A 17,462-nucleotide genomic window follows, 5' to 3' on the forward strand; every position below is an offset into this window, starting at 1 on the left:
TCCGCGCCTCACCAATAGAAGAAGACGCTGACGATGTGCGCCGACAGCGCCGCGATCAGCGCGAAGGTCAGCGGCACATGCACATAGAGCCAGATTTCGAGCAACGCGCGGATGCGCAGATGCTCGCGCAGCCGGGCGAGCGCGGCCTCTTTCTGCGACAGCAACCCGACCACCTTCGTGCGCGCTTCGGCGTCGCTGCTGCGCGACGCCGACAGGGCCCGATAGGCGGCCGCGGTGGCGCAGTTCGGATAGCGGCCCGAAAGCCGCGCGGCGATGCCGCCCGCGAACGGATCCTCGTCCAGCGCCGCGAGGACCGGCGCGGTATCCTCGGGGGTCAGCGGCTGCGCGGCGCTGTGGAGTTGGCGGTCGAAGGCACGGATCGCCTCGAGCATCTGCATCTGCGTCATCTGCTCGCGATTGTTCGACAGCGCCTGCGGCAACGTCGCATAGACGATGACGCCGTAAAGCCCCGACAGGATCACGAGCATCATCAATGCCCAGGCGAGCGTGTGGACGTTCCAGCCGAGCTGGAAGCCGGTGTGCCAGGTGCCGATGATGATCAGGCTCAAACCCAGATAGACATGCGCCGAGGTCCACGCCTTCAGCGACCAGTGGTCGCGCGTCATCTTGCGCTTGCGATAGCCGAGTGCGGTGAGCCAGAGGATCAGCGCCGCGCCGATCGTGCCGAGCGTATAGCCGTACCAGCTGCCGCCATTATGCCGCGGCGTCACGTCGATCAGCGCGTAACTCACGATGATCAGCAGGCACAGCCCGCCCGAAATCTTCGCCCAGCGGAAGCCCGCATAGCGCAGGAAGCCCTCGTGGCGCCGCTCGCGGACGCGCTCGACCTGCGTTGCCTTCGACCGGCGTCGCTGGAAAAGCGAAGCCATCAGTCGGTGTCCTCGTCGAGCCGCGCGATCGACAGGAATTCCTCGGGCGAAACGCGGATCGCGGCGCCGGTCGGGCAGGCGCGCACGCAGGCAGGGCCGCCGGCGATGCCCTTGCACATGTCGCATTTGACCGCGATCTTCTTCGGCTTCTCGTCGCCCAATTGCTTCTTCGTCCATTTGGGCGACGGTTCGCCCGGTCCGGGACCGAAGCCGGTGAGCAGCCAGCGCAGCAGGCTCGGCTTCTGCGGCGGTGCCGCCTCCATGCGGATCACGCCATAGGGGCAGTTGCGCATGCAATTGCCGCAGCCGATGCAGCCCGGCTCCATGAACACCTCGCCGTCGGGGCCGCGGTGGATCACGTTCGGCGGGCAGTCGGCCATGCAGTGCGGATGCTCGCAGTGGCGGCAGCTCGTCGGCACGTGCAGATGCGCAAAGGTCTTGCCCGCCTCGCGGTCGAGCCGCGACAGGCCTTCGTGGCTGTCGGCGCACGCCTTTTCGCAATTGTCGCAGCCGACGCACAGATTCTCGTCGATCAAGAGCGCGTCGGTCGCCTCGCCGAGCCCTTCCTTCATGATGAAGCTCGCGGTGTCCGAATAAAGGTCCACCGCGCTCGAATAGCTCGCCTTGCGCGATTCGATGAAGCTGTTCATCTGCGCGCGTTCGGCGACCGCCGCCTCGGTCGCCTCGCGCACCTGCGGCCGCGCGGCGAGCATCTTGCGGAAGCTTTCACCGGTGAGCTTGATCAGCTCTGCGCCGACCGCGGCCTTGACCGTGGCATTGCGCGGCGCTCCGCTCAGCACGCCCATTTCGCCGAAGAAGCTGCCTGCCGGAAGATAGCGGAGGAAGATCGGCTTCCCGCCGATATCCTTCTCGACCACCATCGACCCCGAACGGATTACATAGACGTCGTCGCCCTGCTCGCCCTCGGTCAGCACGATTTTGCCCGCGGGAACGCGCTCGACTTCGGCGGTGTCGACGACGGGGCCCAGATCGTCGACGGTCAGCCCGCCCTTGAAGATCTGGAGCAGCTGGCGTTCGAGCGAGATACGATTGATCGCGCGCTTCGCCCCCGGAACCGACGCCATCAGCTTCAGCGCCGCGGTGCGCGACACCTCGACGAAGATGCCGTCAGCACCCGCCCGGATCGTCGCGCCGCGTTTGCGGCCCGAGATCAGCCCGACCTCGCCGAATATCGATCCCTGCTCGATCGGCACGATGACGCCTGGCCCGACCTCGACCTCGACGAAGCCGTCGGCGATCGCGAACAGCGACGAGCCGGGTTCCCCTTTTTCGAACACGACGTCGCCCTTGCGGTAAAAGGCGACCTTCGAATCGAGCATGAATTCACGCATCTGCAGCGGCGACACGTCGGCGAAGATGCTGACGCGCGTGCGCAGATATTCGAGCCACTCGCTGACCGATTTCTTTTTCGGCAGGCCCTCGAAGATCGCCGCCAGATCCTTCTCGTCCGCCGGGGTCAGGTCGCTATTGCCGTTGATGAACTCGACGACGTCATAGCCCTGGTTCATGCAATGCTTGATCAGCGGATAACCCGCGAGCGCGCCGATCACGAAAATGCCGGGCACCGTGGATTCAAAGATCGGCGACAGCTTCGGAAAGGCTTCGCGGTCGGGCCCGGTGAACTCGATCCCCATCGATTCCACGAAGCCGCGCGGCGCGACCGACCCCAGCCGCGCAACGATCACGTCGCACGGGATCGTCTCGTCGCCGTCGGGCGTCTCGAGCGTCAGGAAACCGGGCTCGACCTTCTTCGGCTGCGTCTCGGTGCGGATGCTCATCAGCCCGTTTTCGCCCGCCTCCATCATGTCGGCGACATTCTTCGCCTTGGCGCGCGCGAAATCCTTCGAGCGGTTGAGGATCGTGACAGTGTTTTCGAGCGCTTCCTCGGCAACGCCGAGCGCATTTTCGATCCCCGCGTCGCCCGACCCGACGACGGTGATATGCCTGTCCTTGAAATCCTCGGGATCGTCGACCTGATAGATGATGTGCGGCAGGTCGGCGCCTTCGCAGCGCATCCGGTTCGGATTGCCCTGCGTGCCGATCGCCAGCACGATATTTTCTGCCGTATAGACGTCGCCCTTCGTCGTCTTGATCGCGAAGGCGCCCTTCTCGCCGCTCACTTCGGCGACCTCGGCGTGATAGGCGACCTGCACCTTGTTGTTCGCGGCGTCCTCGTCCCAATTGCCGAGGATATATTCGCGCGCGCCTTCGGCGAAGCGGCAGTCCGAACGCAGGTCGAGCCGCTCGGGGGTCGCGAGCACGCGCTTGCCTTTCTGATATTTGAAGATGGTGTCGGAGAGGTGATCGGTCTTTTCGAGCAGGATATGGCTCATCCCGAGCTGCCCCGCGCGCGACGCGGCGCTGAGGCCTGCGGGCCCCGAGCCGATGATCGCGACCTTGACAGCCTCGCTCATGCGGAAACATCCTCTCGCCAAGGGCGAATGATCAAGATACCGGTGAACGCATACACGGGCATCCCATTCCCCCCAATCGCTTAACCCCTAAGCGACGCTAACCACGGATGCGACCCGGACTTATCGTCCTCGCGACGAGCTATGCCCTTGAAAGCGGGAAAAGGTCAACCGCCCGGCCGCCAGAATCGGCAGTTGCGAGCCATTCTCAACTATCTCGACAAGGAGAGTGGCTCAGGCGAGTTCGAACATCGCCGCGATGCGGTCGGACTGCGTTTCTTCGACCCGCGACCACCCATCGGGCCCGAGCTTTTCGAGCGGACGGAAGCGCGCCTTATACGCCATGCGCGCCGACCCCTCGATCCAGTAACCGAGATAGACATAGGGCAGCCCGGCGCGCGCCGCGCGCTGGACATGGTCGGCGATGATATAGGTGCCGAGCCCCTCACGCATCGGATGGTGCGCGTCGAAAAAGCTGTAGATCATCGACAGCCCGTCGCCCTGCCGGTCGGTCAGGCAGCAACCGACGAGGCGGCCCTTGCCGCCGTCCGCCGCCGGCTCGCGATATTCGATCATATAGCTATCGACCGGGGTCTGCTCGACCATGTCGGCGAAATCCTGCTCGTCCATGTCGGCCATGCCACCATCGGGATGACGCGAGGCGAGATAGGAGCGGAGCAGCGCATATTGTTCTTCGGTCGCCCACGGCTTGCACGCCGTGGCGACCAGATCGCCGTTGCGGCGCAGGTTGCGCTTCTGCGAACTGCTCGGTGCAAATTCGGCCGCGCAGACGCGCACCGAGACGCACGCCGAACAGTCGGCGCAGCTTGGACGATAGGCGACCGACTGGCTGCGGCGGAACCCGATCCGGCCGAGCGCGTCGTTCAGCTCGTTCGCATTGTTGCCGCTGAGTTCGGTGAACACCTTGCGCTCGGTCTTGCCCGCCAGATAGGGACAAGGCGCCGGGCTGGTGACAAAAAAGCGCGGAAAACGGAACGGTGCGGACACGCGGAAAAAACCTCCGGACTTGCGATGCGGAGCCCCCCGACGCGGGTCCGACGCGCTACTTGCACCAACTATGCCGCGCGGCGTCAATGGTGCAAAGTCCATTTACCATTTTTAAACGTCCCGTTCTGAATCACGCCGAAAATTTTGTGAATCAGCCGGTAACTTTTGTGCCGATTTGAATCGACTATGGCAGAGCGATCCTCCCTGTGGCGAAGCCATGGGGAGGTGCACGAAGGGCTGACGGAGAGGCTTATGGCGCGACGTCACGGCCCCTCCACCATTCGCTTCGCGAACGGTTCCCCTCCCCACCGCTTCGCGGCAGGGAGGAACTATTCGTCAGCTATATCCGCGCAGTTCGTCGCCGGTCAAAGTTGCAACGTGGAGCACGTTGGTCGACCCCGGCGTACCGAACGGAACGCCCGCCATCATGACGAGCTTCGCGCCCGCCTTGCAGATGCCGTGGCGCAGCGCCATGCGCTTGCCCTTGGCGATCATCTCCTCGAAGCTGCCGATGTCCTTCGTCGGCACCGCATGCGCGCCCCACAGCAACCCCATCCGCCGCGCCGCCTCGCGCTTCGGCGTCAGCACCAGCAGCGGCGCGCCCGGCCGCTCGCGCGCGACGCGGCGCGCGGTCGATCCCGACGCGGTGAAGCAGATGATCGCATCAGCGGCGATCGTCGTGATGATGCTGCCCGCCGCTTCGGCGAGCGCATCGGCGGTCGTCGCGTCGGGCACCGTCTCGGTGAAATGCAGGCGGCGATAATAATCGGGGTCGCTTTCGACCGAGCGCGCGATCGAATCCATCATGGTGACGGCTTCGACCGGCCAGGCGCCCGCTGCGGTCTCGGCCGACAGCATGATCGCGTCGGCGCCATCATACACCGCTGTGGCGACATCGCTCACTTCCGCGCGCGTCGGCGACGGCGAAACGATCATTGATTCGAGCATCTGCGTCGCGACGACGACCGGCTTGCCCATGCGGCGCGCGGTCGCGACGATCTTCTTTTGCAGTGGCGGCACCGCTTCGGGCGGCAGTTCGACACCCAGATCGCCGCGCGCGACCATCGCTGCGTCGGCGAGCTCGAGGATTTCCTCGATCCGCTGCACGCCCGACGGTTTTTCGAACTTGACGAGCAACGCCGCCTTGCCGCCGATCAGCCGCCGCGCCTCGGCGACATCCTCGGGCCGCTGGACGAACGACAGCGCTATCCAGTCGACATGCTGTTCGAGCGCGAAGGCCAGGTCCTTGCGGTCCTTTTCGGTGAGGGCAGCGAGCGGGACGACGACGTCGGGAACATTGACCCCCTTACGGTCCGAAATCTTGCCGCCGACTTCGACGATCGTTTCGATGCGGCCCGGCGCCACGCTCTTCACGCGAAGCACCAGCTTGCCATCGTCGATCAGCAGGCGCGTATCGGGTTCGGCCGCCGCGAACAATTCGGGATGCGGCAAGTGGACGCGCGTCGCGTCGCCCGGCGTCTTGTCGGCGTCGAGCACGAAGGCCTTGCCCTTAACCAGCTCGGCGGGGCCGTCCTTGAACGTCCCGACGCGCAGCTTCGGCCCCTGCAGATCGACGAGGATCGTCGTCGGGCGGCCGGTTTCCTTTTCGAGCGCGCGGATCGCGGCAATCACTTTTGCATGGCCGGCATGATCGCCGTGGCTCATATTGACGCGAAAGGCGTCCGCCCCCGCGCGGTGCAGTTCGGCGATCATCTCGGCATTGGCGCTGGCGGGACCGAGGGTCGCCAGGATGCGAACCTTGCGCTGGCGGGGGGTAAAGCTCTGAACCACAAATGCTCCGATGATTATAGGACGCTAGGGCAATGCCGCCTTGATGCTGTCTAGGCAACAACCGTATAGCTATTCAATCACCCAGCGGAGGAACCATGTCCTGTATCGAAGATCAGACGACCGGCGGCGATGCGCTCGACGAGCTTGACGACGCGGTTGCAGCGGCCGCATTCCGCCGCCTCGTGCGCTTGCTTCAGTACCGCAGCGATGCCGCGAACATAGATTTGATGGGGCTCGCGGGTTTTTGCCGCAACTGCCTCGGCGACTGGATCGCGGAGGCGGGGAATATGGACAAAGAAGCGGGCCGCGCGATCATCCACGGCATGCCGACCGCGACATGGAAATCACGCTACCACGTCGCCGCCACGCCCGAACAGCTCGCGCGGATGGAAGAAAGCATGGCGAAGAATCCCTGACCTCGCTAGGGACGCGCCGAGGCGATTCTCGCCTCCAATCCATCCAATCCAGCGGAGTATAAAATGAGCGAAGCCACCGTGTCCGACGAACAACTGCGCCTTTTCATCGAGCGCATCGAGCGTCTGGAAGAAGAGAAAAAGGGCATCGCCGACGACATCCGCGACACCTATAACGAAGCGAAATCGCAGGGTTACGATCCGAAGATCATGCGCCAGATCGTGCGTCTGCGCAAATTGCCGGTGCACGACCGCAAGGAAATGGAAGCGATTCTCGACGTTTATAAATCGGCGCTCGGAATCGACTGACGCCGACGCAACCAACAGGAGAGTGACGATGTTCAGCACCACCACGAACAATGTCGAGGGCCGCCCGGTCAGCGAATATCTGGGCATCGTCACCGGCGAGGTGATCGTCGGCGCCAACCTGTTCCGCGACCTGTTCGCGTCAATCACCGACATCGTCGGCGGCCGCTCGGGAAAATATGAGGATGTCCTCGCCCGCGCCCGCAAAGAGGCAATCGCCGAGATGGAAGCCGAGGCCGCGCGCCTCGGCGGCAATGCAGTGATCGGCGTCGACCTCGACTATGAGGTGCTCGGCCAGAATGGTTCGATGCTGATGGTCAGCGCTTCGGGAACGGCGGTCACGCTGGAGTGAGCGCTGACATTCGCCCAGCCACCCCAGCCGATGCCGCGCGCTGTGCCGAGATTTATGCGCCCTATGTCATCGACAATTGGGTCAGTTTCGAATGCGATCCGCCCGGAGCGATTGAAATGGCGCGCCGGATAGAAGATTACGGGGCAAGCCATGGCTGGCTGGTTGCGGAGGTCGAAGGCCAAATTGCGGGCTATGCCTATGGATCGCCGCACCGCACGCGAGAAGCCTATGCGACCTCGGCCGATGTCGCGATTTACCTCGATGCGGCTTTCGCCCGCACGGGAATTGGACGGCGGCTTTACGAGGCGCTGTTTCCAATGCTCAAGGATCGCAATGTCCATGCAGTCTTTGCCGGAATTGCCCTGCCGAATGACGCCAGCATCGGCTTGCACGAAGCAATGGGCTTCACACCGGTCGGAATCTACCGCGAGGTCGGTTGGAAAATGGGTAGCTGGCGCGATGTCGGGTGGTGGCAGCGGTTGCTTTGACGTTCGGTCCTGATGTAAGCGCGCTTCCAGTTCCTCCCAGCCAAAAAGAAGAGAGCCATGGCCGGCCATAGTAAATTCAAGAACATCATGCACCGGAAGGGTGCACAGGATAAAAAGCGCAGCAGCCTCTTTTCGAAGCTCAGCCGCGAAATCACCGTCGCGGCGAAGATGGGCCTGCCAGACCCCGACGCAAATGCGCGTCTTCGGGCGGCGGTGAACGCCGCCAAGGCGCAGTCGATGCCCAAGGACAATATCCAGCGCGCGATCGACAAGGCCGCAGGTAATGACGGCGATAATTACGAAGAAATCCGCTACGAAGGCTATGGCCCCGGCGGCGTGTCGCTGATTGTCGAGGCGCTGACCGACAATCGCAACCGCACCGCGACCAACGTCCGCACCGCGTTCAGCAAGAATGGCGGTAACCTTGGCACTTCGGGCAGCGTCAGCCACGGCTTCGACCGCCTCGGCATGATCAGCTATGGCGCCGGCGCCGGCGACGCCGACACGGTGTTCGAAGCCGCGCTCGACGCGGGCGCCGACGATGTCGAATCGTCGGAGGACGGCCACGACATCTGGACGAGCGTCGACAGCCTGCACGAAGTCGCAAAGGCGCTCGAGGGCAAGCTCGGCGAAGCCGAAGGCGTGAAGCTCGCTTGGCGCCCGACGCTGAAGAGCGAGGTCGCCGACGAGAGCGTCGCGCAGACCCTGTTCAAGCTGATCGACACGCTCGACGACGACGACGACGTCCAGACCGTGTGGGGCAATTACGAAATCCCCGACGCAGTGATGGAGAAGCTCGGGTGATCGGGCGCTTCGCCGCAACCGCATTGATCGCGGTCCTCGTTGCCGGGTCCGCCCCGGCGGCGATGACTGCACCCGCCGCGGCGGGGCTTTGCAAGACAGGCGAGGAACCACTCTATTCGTGCCGCTTCGGCAAGAAGATCGGCAGCGTCTGCGGCGGCAGCGACCGCGTGACCTACCGCTTTGGCAGCACGGCGAAGACCGAGATGGAAATTGCGAGCAGGCCCGACTGGTCGAACGTCCGTCTGGGTTTCGTCACCGGACAGCAGGGCGGGCATCAAAGCCACATCCGCTTCACCCGCGGCGATACGCATTATATCGTGTTCGAGGGCGCCAACGGCCAGGCGGCCGTCAACCCCGGCCACAGCTATTCGGGCATCGCGATCGTCGCCGGCCCCGACGGCGGCAAGGCGCTCGGGCGGCTCGATTGCGGCAATGGCACCGACGCGTCGGCGATGGCCGACGCCGCCCGCGACCGCGCGCCGGCGGCGCTGCGCGAGCAGCTGAACGAAACGCTCAATGGCCCTTTCGACGGCTGGTTCTGACCCGGGGATCATTCTGGGCCTCGACCCGTCGCTCAGCTGCACCGGTTGGGGCATCATCCGCGTCGAGGGCAACCGGATCAGCCATATCGCCAACGGACAGGTGAAGACCGACGCCAAGGCGCCCCTGCCCGACCGCCTCGCTCATCTCGACACCGCGCTCGCGGCAGTGATCGCCGACCATGCGCCGGCGTGCGCCGCGGTCGAGGAAGTGTTCGTCAACGACAATCCGCAATCGACGCTGAAGCTCGCCCACGCGCGCGGCGTCGTCCTGCTCGGCTGCGCGCGCGGCGGGCTGACCGTCACCGAATATGCGCCGCGGCTCGTCAAAAAGGCGATCGTCGGCACCGGCGGCGCGGCGAAGGAGCAAGTGCAGGCGATGCTGCGCGTCCTGCTCCCCGGCGCGAAAGTCGCAGGGACCGATGCTGCCGATGCGCTCGCCGTCGCGATCTGCCACGCGAACCACCGCGGGCGCTAGGGCTCCAAGGCTACCAGCGGCCGTTCGCGCGCATTGTCCGGAACTGGATGCGCCTCGATATCGGCGATCAGCGCCTTCATTTCGCCAATCTCGCGCACCTGGGCCGCTATGATCTCGTCGGCTAGCTCGCGAACCCGCGGATCGCGAATCTGCGCACGGCTGCTCGTCAGGATCGCGATCGAATGATGCGGGATCATCGCCTTCATATAGGCGACGTCGCCGACCGTCTGCTGACTCCGCACCAGCCACAGCGATCCGGCGCCGATCAGCAGCGACGCGGTCACGATGGCGATCTTGACGCGGCGGCCCCGATACATGCGCCACATGAAGCCGATCATGACGATTGCCATGGTGGCGCCCATCAATAGCGCCATCCACATTCGCGTCTGGCTGAAATATTGATGATCGAGCGCATAGCTGTTCAGGTACATGAGGCCGAACATAACGACCGTGGATATTGCGATCATGGCGCCAAAGCGGGCGTAGCTCATTTTCGATCCTTTCGGGCTGTCCATCTCTCGAACACGCGACGAGCCCCGATCGTTCGACGGAGCGATAATGATTCCCTTTTCGTTCTCCCCGCGCTAGGCAGGAGCGCATGATCGCGAAACTCACCGGACGGCTCGATTCCAGCGGCGCTGGCCATGCGGTGATCGACGTCGGCGGCATCGGCTATCTGGTCGAGGCGTCGGCGCGCACGCTCGACGCGCTCGGCCCGGTCGGCGGCGAGGTCGTCATCCACACCGAAATGCTCGTCGGCGAGGATTTCCTGCGCCTGCTCGGCTTCGCGAAGGCCGAGGAACGCGACTGGTTCCGCCTGCTCACCAGCGTCCAGGGCGTCGGCGCCAAGGTCGCGCTCGCGATCCTCTCGGCGCTCGAGATCGGCGACCTCCAGCGCGCGCTCGCGAGCGGCGACAGCGCGATGATCGCGCGCGCCAACGGCGTCGGCCCGAAACTGGCGCAGCGCATCACGCATGAACTGAAAGACAAGGCGGGAGCATTGGGCGGAATTGCCGGCACCGGCCCCTCCCTCGCGGCGACCGCCGGCCCGCTCGGCGATGCCGTCGCCGCCCTCACCGGCCTCGGCTTCAAGCCCGGCGAGGCGAGCGCGGCGGTCGCAGCAGCGAGCGAGGAATTGGGCGCGGGCGCAAGCCTCGACGCGCTGGTGCGCGCGGCACTCAAAAAGGCGGCCAAGTGACCGAGCGCGTTCGTAACGCCTCCTGCCGCTGCGGACAGCTCCGTATCGTCTGCGCCGGCGAACCGATCCGCGTCTCGGTCTGCCACTGTCGCAATTGCAAGGCGCGGAGCGGCAGCGCCTTTGCCGCACAGGCGCGCTTCCCCGCCGATCAGGTTCGCACCGAAGGCGACGCGAAGCTCTACCAACATCCGGGCGGGAGCGGCACGCTCGCGGACTTCTATTTTTGCGGCAATTGCGGCTCCACACTGTGGTTCCTCAATCACCCGGAGCTCGACAGCTATGCCGTGCCGATCGGCAATTTCGAACCCGGCCATGACTTCGAGCCGCAATTTTCAGTCTATGAGGATCGTCAGGAACCTTGGGTTTGTATCCTCGGCGAGGCAATAGAGCGTTATGACTGAGCCGGCCCTCACCACCCCCATCCGCACCCCCGAGGATGCCGACGCCGCGCTGCGGCCGAAGTCGCTCGCCGAATTCGTCGGCCAAGCCGCGGCACGCGAGAATCTGCGTATCTTCATCGAAGCGGCGAAGGCGCGGGCGGATGCCCTCGACCATGTGCTCTTTTATGGCCCGCCGGGGCTTGGCAAGACGACGCTGGCGCAGATCGTCGCCAAGGAACTCGGCGTCGGTTTCCGCTCGACCAGCGGCCCCGTGATCGCGAAGGCCGGCGATCTCGCCGCGCTGCTCACCAATCTCGAGGACGGCGACGTCCTGTTCATCGACGAGATCCACCGGCTGTCGCCCGCGGTCGAGGAAATTCTCTATCCGGCGATGGAGGACCGCGCGCTCGACATCATGATCGGCGAAGGGCCGTCGGCGCGCAGCGTCCGTATCGACCTGCCCAAATTCACCCTCGTCGGCGCGACAACGCGGCAGGGCCTGCTGACGACGCCGCTGCGCGACCGCTTCGGCATTCCGGTGCGGCTCAATTTCTACACCCACGCCGAACTCGAACAGGTGATTTCGCGCGCCGCGCGCCTGCTTGCACTGCCGATCGCGTCCGACGGTGCGCTCGAGATCGCGAAGCGGTCGCGCGGGACGCCGCGGATCGCGGGACGTCTGCTCCGCCGCGTGCGCGATTTCGCGACCGTTGCGGGCCACGCGGTGGTCGACGCGGGAGCCGCCGATGCGGCGCTCAACCGGCTCGAAGTCGACGCGCTCGGGCTCGATGCGATGGACCGGCGATATCTCACCATGATCGCCGATATCTATCGCGGTGGTCCGGTCGGGGTGGAGACGCTGGCGGCGGGCCTCAGTGAGCCGCGTGACACGATCGAGGATGTGATCGAACCCTATCTGCTGCAGGCCGGACTCATCGCACGCACCGCGCGCGGACGGATGCTCAATGCGAGCGCGTGGAAGCATCTGGGGCTCAATCCGCCCGCGGGATCGCAGGACGGACTCTTCGATCAGGCGAAATAGACGGTTTTCTGCGGATTTCATTCCGCCAACCGCTCCCGATCTGCGACGAATCGTTTATGAGGGCTTTGCGACGAGTCGTTGCGACGCTATCGGTCGGGACGATGGTAGACGCCCCGCCCCCCTTTGTTCCCGGCGCCTTTGCAGGGTCCGAACATCATTATCGGGCGCGCGTCTATTTCGAGGACACCGACCTGTCGGGCATCGTCTATCACGCCAATTATCTGCGCTATATGGAGCGCGCACGGTCCGACATGCTGCGCCTTGCCGGCATCGACCAGCGCGCGGCGATGGAGGGGGGTGAAGGCGCTTGGGCGGTCACCGATCTCGCTATCAAATACCGTAGCCCCGCCAAGCTCGACGACGATTTGCTTGTCGTCAGCACTGTCGAAGCCGTGCGCGGCGCCAGCGTGATAATCGCGCAGCGCATCCTTCGCGGAACTGACACGTTAAGCGGCGAGACATTGACCGACGGGCAGGTCACCGCTGCCTTTCTGTCGCCCGGGGGCCGGCCGCGCCGCCAGCCCGCGGGGTGGGCCGACCGATTTACTGCCATCATGAATGGAGAGACTTTCCCTTGCTAGACAATATCTCGCTGGCCGCCGACGCGGCGACTTTGTCCCCCGTCGCGCTGTTCCTGCAAGCCGACATCATCGTGAAGGCGGTGATGATCGGCCTGCTGCTCGCGTCGATCTATGTCTGGGCGGTGATCTTCACCCACGGCCGCGGGGTCGGCAAGCTGATGAGCGCGTCGGAACGCTTCGAGCGCGATTTCTGGCGCGCCGACAATATCGACAAATTCTTCGACAAGAACAGCGATGAGGACCTGCCGAGCGCGAAGGTGCTGTCGGCGGGGATCAACGAGTGGCGCCGGTCGACCAAGGGCAAGACTATCGATCGTGATGGCACGCGCGAACGCCTCGGCATCGCGATGAACAGCGCGGTCGCGGGCGAAGTCGACCGCCTTGCCGAAAAGATCGGGACGCTGGCGACGATCGGTGCGGTCGCGCCCTTCGTCGGCCTGTTCGGCACCGTTTGGGGCATCATGCGTAGCTTCACCGCGATCGCGGCGGAAAATAACAGCAGCCTCGCCGTCGTGGCCCCCGGTATTGCCGAAGCCTTGTTCGCGACCGCGATCGGGCTGTTCGCGGCGATTCCCGCGGTCATCGCCTATAACGCCTTTTCGCAGCGGCTGAACCGCCTCGAATCGCGGCTCGGCCGCTTCGCCGACGGATTGCATGCGACGTTCAGCCGCGAACTGGAGGTCGAAGCCTGATGGCGATGTCCGGACCCTCGGGCGGCGTCGGAGGGCGACGCGGCCGCGGCAACCGCCGCGCGCCGATGGCCGAAATCAACGTCACCCCGCTCGTCGACGTGATGCTGGTGCTCTTGATCATCTTCATGATCACGGCCCCGCTCCTCGCCTCGGCCGTGCCTATCGATTTGCCCGAAAGCCGGGCCAAGCCCGTCGAGACCGAGGATCAGGAACCGATCCAGCTATCGGTCGGCGCCGACGATACGCTCTATATCGGCGAAGAGGTGGTGCCCGAGGCCGAACTGCCCGCGCGGCTCGACGCGATCGCGCGCGAGAATGAGGGCCAGGACCGGCCCCGCCAGATCATGCTGCGCGCCGACAAGGGGCTCGATTATGGCCGCGTGATGCGCGTGATGGGCGAGCTCAACCGCGCCGGCCTGACGCGGATTTCGCTGGTTACCACCGGCGCCAACGCCGAACCGGCCGCCCCGGCGGCGGTCACCGACGGTTCAGAAACCGGGACCTAGGTTAGGACGATGGCCGAACACCGGGCAGTGAGGGGGAAGGAAGGACGCGGCTTTGCCATCGCGGTGGCGGCGCATGTCCTGATCGTCGGCCTGCTTTCGGTTCAGTGGACCGCGGGCGACCGGCGCTTCGACAATCCGCCGATGGAGGTCGATCTGATCGCCGAAACCGCCGTGCAATCGACCGCGCCGGTGATCAGCGAGACGCCGCCCCCCGCGCGGCTGGGCGAAGAGGATGATGTCGACATCGCCGCGCCCGAGCCGGTTCCGGTCCCGCCGCTCCCCGACCCCGTCGTGCGGCCCACGCCGGCCCCGACGCCCAAGCAGGTCGCCCGCCCGAAACAGGCACCGCCCAAGCAGCGCCCCGCCGCGAAAAAGGCGCAGCCCAAGGCCGCGCCCAAGGCACCACCCGCAAAGGATCGCCCCGCGCGCCCGACGGGCCGGCTCGACGGCATTGCCGAAGGCCTTTCCAAATCACAGCCCAAATCGCCTTCGAGCAAGGGCGCGCCCGCTGCGGCGACCGCGGCCGAGGTTCGCCGCTCGATCGACGTCAGCATCAAGTCGGCGGTCCTCCCGCGCTGGAACGGTTGCCGCGTTTCGGGGGTCGACGTCGACCAGCTCAAGACCGTCGTGAAGTTTCGCCTGACCCAATCGGGCGCGCTTGCCGGCTTCACCAGCGTCACCACGTCGGGCGAGACCGACAGCAATAAATTCCAGATCCAGCGCCATCAGGAATGCGCAAAACGCGCGGTGGAACTCGCCGCTCCCTTCGACCTGCCCGAGGACAATTACAGCTTCTGGCAGAATTACACGCTCGATTTCATCAAGAGGTAAGAGAAATGCTTCTCCGTCCGATCAGTCTTTCGCTCGCACTGCTGCTGACCACCGCCCCGGTGTTCGCACAAACCGCCCCGACGCCCCCCGCGGTTACGCCGACGACCACACCGCGCGAGACGATCGAGGGCACATTGTCGCAGGAACGCACGGTCATCGGCATCCCGCCGCTCGCCACCGCGTCGGTCCAGACCGTCGCGGGGCTGCGCACCGACAGCCTCGGCCGCCAGATCGCCGAAGTCATCGCCGCCGACCTCGAACGCAGCGGCCTTTACGAACCGATCGGTCCGAACGGGGTCCCCGCGATCACCCGCGCCGAGGTGCAGGCGCCGCGCTTCGCCGAATGGCAGACGCGCGGCGCCGAAAATGTCGTTCACGGCTTCGTCGACGCCGGATCGAACGGCAGCCTGATCGTCGGCTGCTATCTTTACGACACGGCGCTCGGCAGCGAGCTGGTGCGCAAGGGGTTCGAGATTCAGCCCGCCGACTGGCGGCGCGCGGCGCACAAATGCGCCGACGCTATCTATTCGCGCCTGTCGGGCGAAGCGCCCTTCTTCGACAGCCGCGTCGCCTATATCGCCGAGAGCGGCCCCAAGGGAAATCGCATCAAGCGGCTGGCGATCATGGATTCGGACGGCGGCAACCACCGCTTCATCACCAACGGTCAGGCGCTCGCCATCAGCCCGCGCTTCTCGCCCGATTACAAAAAGATCGTTTACGTCAGCTATTTGAACAACCGCGTCCGCGTTTTCATCTACGACGTCGCGTCGGGGTCGCAGAAACTGGTGACCGAAAGCTCGAACGCGACCTTCGCGCCGCGCTGGTCGCCCGACGGCACGCAGATTCTCTATTCGATGGCCGTGAACGGCAACACCGACATCTATCGCATTTCGGCCAATGGCGGCACGCCGGTGCGGTTGACGAACACGCCGGGCATCGACGTCGGCGGCAGTTTCTCGCCCGATGGGCGGAAGATCGTGTTCGAAAGCGACCGGTCGGGCGGCCAGCAAATCTATACGATGAACATCGACGGGTCGAACCAGCAGCGGATCAGCTTTGGCGGCGGCCGCGCCGCGACCCCCGAATGGTCGCCACGCGGCGACCTGATCGCCTTTACCCGCATGGGCGGCGGCGAGTTTCGTATCGGCGTGATGACCCCGTCGGGCGGCGGAGTGCGCATGCTGACGAACAGCTGGCAGGACGAGGCGCCGACCTGGTCGCCGAACGGCCGCGTCATCCAGTTCTTCCGCACGACGCGCGGGCGCGAAGGCAAATCGAGCCTGTGGCAGGTCGACCTGACCGGCGTGAACCTGCGCCGCCTGCCGACGCCGCAGGACGGATCGGATCCGAGCTGGGGTCCCGTCCTGCCTTGAGCGGCGCGGAACCAAAACGCCCGGCTCGGGTTCAAATATCGCGTCCAGCCGGTTCTTTTTGCCCGCAGAATGATTTTACCAACAACAACAAGAGGACAGAAAACATGACGATACGGAAAAGCACCGCGATGATCGCGGCGATCACCATGCTTGCTGTTGGCGCCTGCGCGAAAAAGGCCCCTGACACGCTGCCACCCGCCCCCGAAGGCACCGGAACCGACCCCGGCGCCGGAACCGGCACCGGCGTGATCCCGGGATCGCAGGAAGATTTCCTCGCCAGCGTGGGCCTCGAAGGCGACCGCGTCTTCTTCGATTACGACCAGTATAATGTCGACGCACAGGATCAGGCGACGCTGCAAAGCCAAGCGCAGTGGCTGCAGCGCAATCCCGCCGTTCGCGTCACGCTCGAAGGCCATGCCGACGAACGCGGCACCCGCGATTATAACATCGCGCTTGGCGAACGCCGCGCCAACGCCGCGAAAAATTATCTGGCATCGCTCGGCATCGACCCGAGCCGCATCAACGTCATCAGCTATGGCAAGGAACGTCCGGCCGAACTCGGTTCGACCGAAGCAGCCTATGCCAAGAATCGCCGCGCGGTGACTGTGGTTATCGGCCAGTAAGCCAGCGCCAGACGGGCACCGCGGCGAACGCCGCGATGCACAGGAAAACACCGAAGGGGACCGGTCGCTCTGCTAGCGACGGGTCCCCTTTTCGCTGGGCCAAGATAGCCCAGCCGATCCCCCCGGCGCTGGCGAGCAGCAGCAGCAGCGGCAAGGCCTGCCACCCCGTCCAGCAGCCAATCGCCGCGACGAGTTTGGGATCGCCGCCGCCCATACCCTCTGCGCCGCGCGTCCGTCGATAAGCCCAAGCCAGAAACGCAAGCACAATTCCACCCGCAACGGCGCCGATCCATCGGTCGAGCAGGGCTGCTTCGAACAAGGGACCCGCCAATAGCAATCCCGCGACCGCCAGCAGCGCGTTAAGCCGGTCGGGTAACCAGAAGTGCCGTGCATCGAGCAATGCGAGCGGCAGAAGGAGCCAGCCGAAAAGCGCCCATAGCCAGCCGGTGGTCCCGGGCATCAGGGCGAGCGCGACTGCGCCGATCAGCGCCGCCCCCGCCTCGACACGCGAATGAAAGCGATCGATCGGCGCGCTGCAGGTCCGGCAGCGCCCGCGCGCGGCGAGAGCCGAGAGCAACGGAACGAGATCGAGCCCACCGAGCGGCCGTCCGCACGCGTCGCACTGCGATCGCCCCAGCACCGATCGGCCCGCCGGCCAGCGCAACACCAGCGTTGCGATGAAGCTGCCGAGGATCAGCCCGGCCAGCGCAGCAAAGGCGATGCCCATGCCGAAGG

At 65.2% G+C, this 17,462-nt stretch carries 22 protein-coding genes; 16 read left to right on the plus strand and 6 right to left on the minus strand.

All coding sequences use genetic code 11. The features are described from left to right. Positions 1-8: 8 nt before the first annotated feature. From FG95_RS08000 to pyk, 4 genes are all read right to left on the minus strand, one after another. Positions 9-890 (minus strand): hypothetical protein, encoded by an 882-nt coding sequence (locus FG95_RS08000; RefSeq protein WP_037555163.1) that lies wholly within the window; start codon positions 888-890, stop codon positions 9-11. Then, on the minus strand, positions 890-3,325 hold the full coding sequence (locus FG95_RS08005) for a cyclic nucleotide-binding domain-containing protein (RefSeq protein WP_037555164.1): 2,436 nt from the start codon (positions 3,323-3,325) through the stop codon (positions 890-892). Before FG95_RS08005 ends, FG95_RS08000 begins: the two co-directional genes overlap by 1 nt. A 231-nt stretch (positions 3,326-3,556) precedes the next feature. After that, the gene (locus FG95_RS08010) at positions 3,557-4,330 is read right to left on the minus strand and encodes an arginyltransferase (RefSeq protein WP_037555165.1); all 774 of its coding nucleotides are present in this window, start codon (positions 4,328-4,330) and stop codon (positions 3,557-3,559) included. 336 nt (positions 4,331-4,666) lie between these two features. Further along, the gene (gene pyk, locus FG95_RS08015; protein ID WP_037555166.1) at positions 4,667-6,121 is read right to left on the minus strand and encodes a pyruvate kinase; all 1,455 of its coding nucleotides are present in this window, start codon (positions 6,119-6,121) and stop codon (positions 4,667-4,669) included. 95 nt (positions 6,122-6,216) lie between these two features. Here pyk and FG95_RS08020 point away from each other — a divergent pair, with 95 nt between their 5' ends. From FG95_RS08020 to ruvC, 7 genes are all read left to right on the plus strand, one after another. Further along, entirely contained in the window at positions 6,217-6,537 is a 321-nt protein-coding gene (locus FG95_RS08020) for a DUF1244 domain-containing protein (protein WP_052182199.1), read from the plus strand. A gap of 63 nt (positions 6,538-6,600) precedes the next feature. Further along, entirely contained in the window at positions 6,601-6,843 is a 243-nt protein-coding gene (locus tag FG95_RS08025; protein WP_037555168.1) for a DUF2312 domain-containing protein, read from the plus strand. A gap of 28 nt (positions 6,844-6,871) precedes the next feature. Beyond that, positions 6,872-7,192 carry a heavy metal-binding domain-containing protein gene (locus tag FG95_RS08030; protein WP_037555169.1) on the plus strand — a complete coding sequence of 107 codons (321 nt, stop codon included), beginning with the start codon at positions 6,872-6,874 and terminating at the stop codon, positions 7,190-7,192. After that, the gene (locus tag FG95_RS08035) at positions 7,189-7,680 is read left to right on the plus strand and encodes an arsinothricin resistance N-acetyltransferase ArsN1 family B (RefSeq protein ID WP_152567606.1); all 492 of its coding nucleotides are present in this window, start codon (positions 7,189-7,191) and stop codon (positions 7,678-7,680) included. Before FG95_RS08030 ends, FG95_RS08035 begins: the two co-directional genes overlap by 4 nt. Positions 7,681-7,737: 57 nt before the next feature. After that, on the plus strand, positions 7,738-8,484 hold the full coding sequence (locus tag FG95_RS08040) for a YebC/PmpR family DNA-binding transcriptional regulator (protein ID WP_037555170.1): 747 nt from the start codon (positions 7,738-7,740) through the stop codon (positions 8,482-8,484). After that, on the plus strand, positions 8,481-9,026 hold the full coding sequence (locus FG95_RS08045; RefSeq protein ID WP_037555172.1) for a hypothetical protein: 546 nt from the start codon (positions 8,481-8,483) through the stop codon (positions 9,024-9,026). The genes FG95_RS08040 and FG95_RS08045 overlap by 4 nt, the downstream gene beginning before the upstream one ends. Beyond that, positions 9,001-9,501: a crossover junction endodeoxyribonuclease RuvC gene (ruvC, locus tag FG95_RS08050; RefSeq protein WP_037555173.1), complete on the plus strand. Its 501-nt coding sequence runs from the start codon at positions 9,001-9,003 to the stop codon at positions 9,499-9,501. The genes FG95_RS08045 and ruvC overlap by 26 nt, the downstream gene beginning before the upstream one ends. Here ruvC and FG95_RS08055 read toward each other — a convergent pair. Beyond that, a complete protein-coding gene (locus FG95_RS08055) occupies positions 9,498-9,992 on the minus strand; it encodes a DUF305 domain-containing protein (protein WP_037555174.1) in 495 nt (164 codons plus the stop codon). The two genes, ruvC and FG95_RS08055, sit on opposite strands and share 4 nt — an antisense overlap. Before the next feature lie 107 nt (positions 9,993-10,099). Here FG95_RS08055 and ruvA point away from each other — a divergent pair, with 107 nt between their 5' ends. The 9 genes from ruvA to pal all read left to right on the plus strand — a co-directional run bounded on the left by ruvA (position 10,100) and on the right by pal (position 16,727). Beyond that, positions 10,100-10,699: a Holliday junction branch migration protein RuvA gene (gene ruvA, locus FG95_RS08060; protein WP_037555175.1), complete on the plus strand. Its 600-nt coding sequence runs from the start codon at positions 10,100-10,102 to the stop codon at positions 10,697-10,699. Beyond that, positions 10,696-11,100: a GFA family protein gene (locus FG95_RS08065; RefSeq protein WP_037555176.1), complete on the plus strand. Its 405-nt coding sequence runs from the start codon at positions 10,696-10,698 to the stop codon at positions 11,098-11,100. The genes ruvA and FG95_RS08065 overlap by 4 nt, the downstream gene beginning before the upstream one ends. Beyond that, entirely contained in the window at positions 11,093-12,121 is a 1,029-nt protein-coding gene (gene ruvB, locus FG95_RS08070) for a Holliday junction branch migration DNA helicase RuvB (RefSeq protein WP_037555177.1), read from the plus strand. Before FG95_RS08065 ends, ruvB begins: the two co-directional genes overlap by 8 nt. 101 nt (positions 12,122-12,222) lie before the next feature. Continuing rightward, positions 12,223-12,702 (plus strand): YbgC/FadM family acyl-CoA thioesterase, encoded by a 480-nt coding sequence (locus FG95_RS08075; RefSeq protein WP_037555178.1) that lies wholly within the window; start codon positions 12,223-12,225, stop codon positions 12,700-12,702. After that, positions 12,696-13,394 carry a protein TolQ gene (gene tolQ, locus FG95_RS08080; protein ID WP_037555179.1) on the plus strand — a complete coding sequence of 233 codons (699 nt, stop codon included), beginning with the start codon at positions 12,696-12,698 and terminating at the stop codon, positions 13,392-13,394. The genes FG95_RS08075 and tolQ overlap by 7 nt, the downstream gene beginning before the upstream one ends. Further along, positions 13,394-13,900 carry a protein TolR gene (gene tolR / locus FG95_RS08085; RefSeq protein ID WP_037555180.1) on the plus strand — a complete coding sequence of 169 codons (507 nt, stop codon included), beginning with the start codon at positions 13,394-13,396 and terminating at the stop codon, positions 13,898-13,900. The genes tolQ and tolR overlap by 1 nt, the downstream gene beginning before the upstream one ends. A 9-nt stretch (positions 13,901-13,909) precedes the next feature. Beyond that, entirely contained in the window at positions 13,910-14,731 is an 822-nt protein-coding gene (locus FG95_RS08090) for a hypothetical protein (protein ID WP_037555181.1), read from the plus strand. A gap of 5 nt (positions 14,732-14,736) precedes the next feature. Then, positions 14,737-16,104 carry a Tol-Pal system beta propeller repeat protein TolB gene (gene tolB, locus FG95_RS08095; protein ID WP_037555182.1) on the plus strand — a complete coding sequence of 456 codons (1,368 nt, stop codon included), beginning with the start codon at positions 14,737-14,739 and terminating at the stop codon, positions 16,102-16,104. A 104-nt stretch (positions 16,105-16,208) separates the two neighbouring features. Further along, positions 16,209-16,727, plus strand: a complete 519-nt coding sequence (gene pal / locus FG95_RS08100; protein WP_200880172.1) for a peptidoglycan-associated lipoprotein Pal — start codon at positions 16,209-16,211, stop codon at positions 16,725-16,727. Here pal and FG95_RS08105 read toward each other — a convergent pair. Continuing rightward, complete coding sequence (locus tag FG95_RS08105; protein WP_037555213.1) at positions 16,714-17,454, minus strand: prepilin peptidase; 741 nt, start codon at positions 17,452-17,454, stop codon at positions 16,714-16,716. The genes pal and FG95_RS08105 overlap by 14 nt on opposite strands. Positions 17,455-17,462 lie beyond the last annotated feature (8 nt).

The sequence above is a fragment of the Sphingopyxis sp. LC363 genome (assembly GCF_000756385.1).
In the GTDB taxonomy this organism is placed as follows: Bacteria; Pseudomonadota; Alphaproteobacteria; order Sphingomonadales; family Sphingomonadaceae; genus Sphingopyxis.

Bases quoted from the DNA above. Each gene is read 5' to 3' on its own strand.
- FG95_RS08090 (WP_037555181.1), top strand. From the start codon at position 13,910: ATGGCCGAACACCGGGCAGTGAGGGGGAAGGAAGGACGCGGCTTTGCC.
- ruvA (WP_037555175.1), top strand. From the start codon at position 10,100: ATGATCGCGAAACTCACCGGACGGCTCGATTCCAGCGGCGCTGGCCAT.
- FG95_RS08030 (WP_037555169.1), top strand. From the start codon at position 6,872: ATGTTCAGCACCACCACGAACAATGTCGAGGGCCGCCCGGTCAGCGAA.
- tolB (WP_037555182.1), top strand. From the start codon at position 14,737: ATGCTTCTCCGTCCGATCAGTCTTTCGCTCGCACTGCTGCTGACCACC.
- pal (WP_200880172.1), top strand. From the start codon at position 16,209: ATGACGATACGGAAAAGCACCGCGATGATCGCGGCGATCACCATGCTT.
- FG95_RS08055 (WP_037555174.1), bottom strand. From the start codon at position 9,992: ATGAGCTACGCCCGCTTTGGCGCCATGATCGCAATATCCACGGTCGTT.
- FG95_RS08040 (WP_037555170.1), top strand. From the start codon at position 7,738: ATGGCCGGCCATAGTAAATTCAAGAACATCATGCACCGGAAGGGTGCA.
- FG95_RS08020 (WP_052182199.1), top strand. From the start codon at position 6,217: ATGTCCTGTATCGAAGATCAGACGACCGGCGGCGATGCGCTCGACGAG.
- FG95_RS08005 (WP_037555164.1), bottom strand. From the start codon at position 3,325: ATGAGCGAGGCTGTCAAGGTCGCGATCATCGGCTCGGGGCCCGCAGGC.
- FG95_RS08000 (WP_037555163.1), bottom strand. From the start codon at position 890: ATGGCTTCGCTTTTCCAGCGACGCCGGTCGAAGGCAACGCAGGTCGAG.
- tolR (WP_037555180.1), top strand. From the start codon at position 13,394: ATGGCGATGTCCGGACCCTCGGGCGGCGTCGGAGGGCGACGCGGCCGC.
- FG95_RS08025 (WP_037555168.1), top strand. From the start codon at position 6,601: ATGAGCGAAGCCACCGTGTCCGACGAACAACTGCGCCTTTTCATCGAG.
- ruvC (WP_037555173.1), top strand. From the start codon at position 9,001: ATGGCCCTTTCGACGGCTGGTTCTGACCCGGGGATCATTCTGGGCCTC.
- FG95_RS08105 (WP_037555213.1), bottom strand. From the start codon at position 17,454: ATGGGCATCGCCTTTGCTGCGCTGGCCGGGCTGATCCTCGGCAGCTTC.
- FG95_RS08075 (WP_037555178.1), top strand. From the start codon at position 12,223: ATGGTAGACGCCCCGCCCCCCTTTGTTCCCGGCGCCTTTGCAGGGTCC.
- ruvB (WP_037555177.1), top strand. From the start codon at position 11,093: ATGACTGAGCCGGCCCTCACCACCCCCATCCGCACCCCCGAGGATGCC.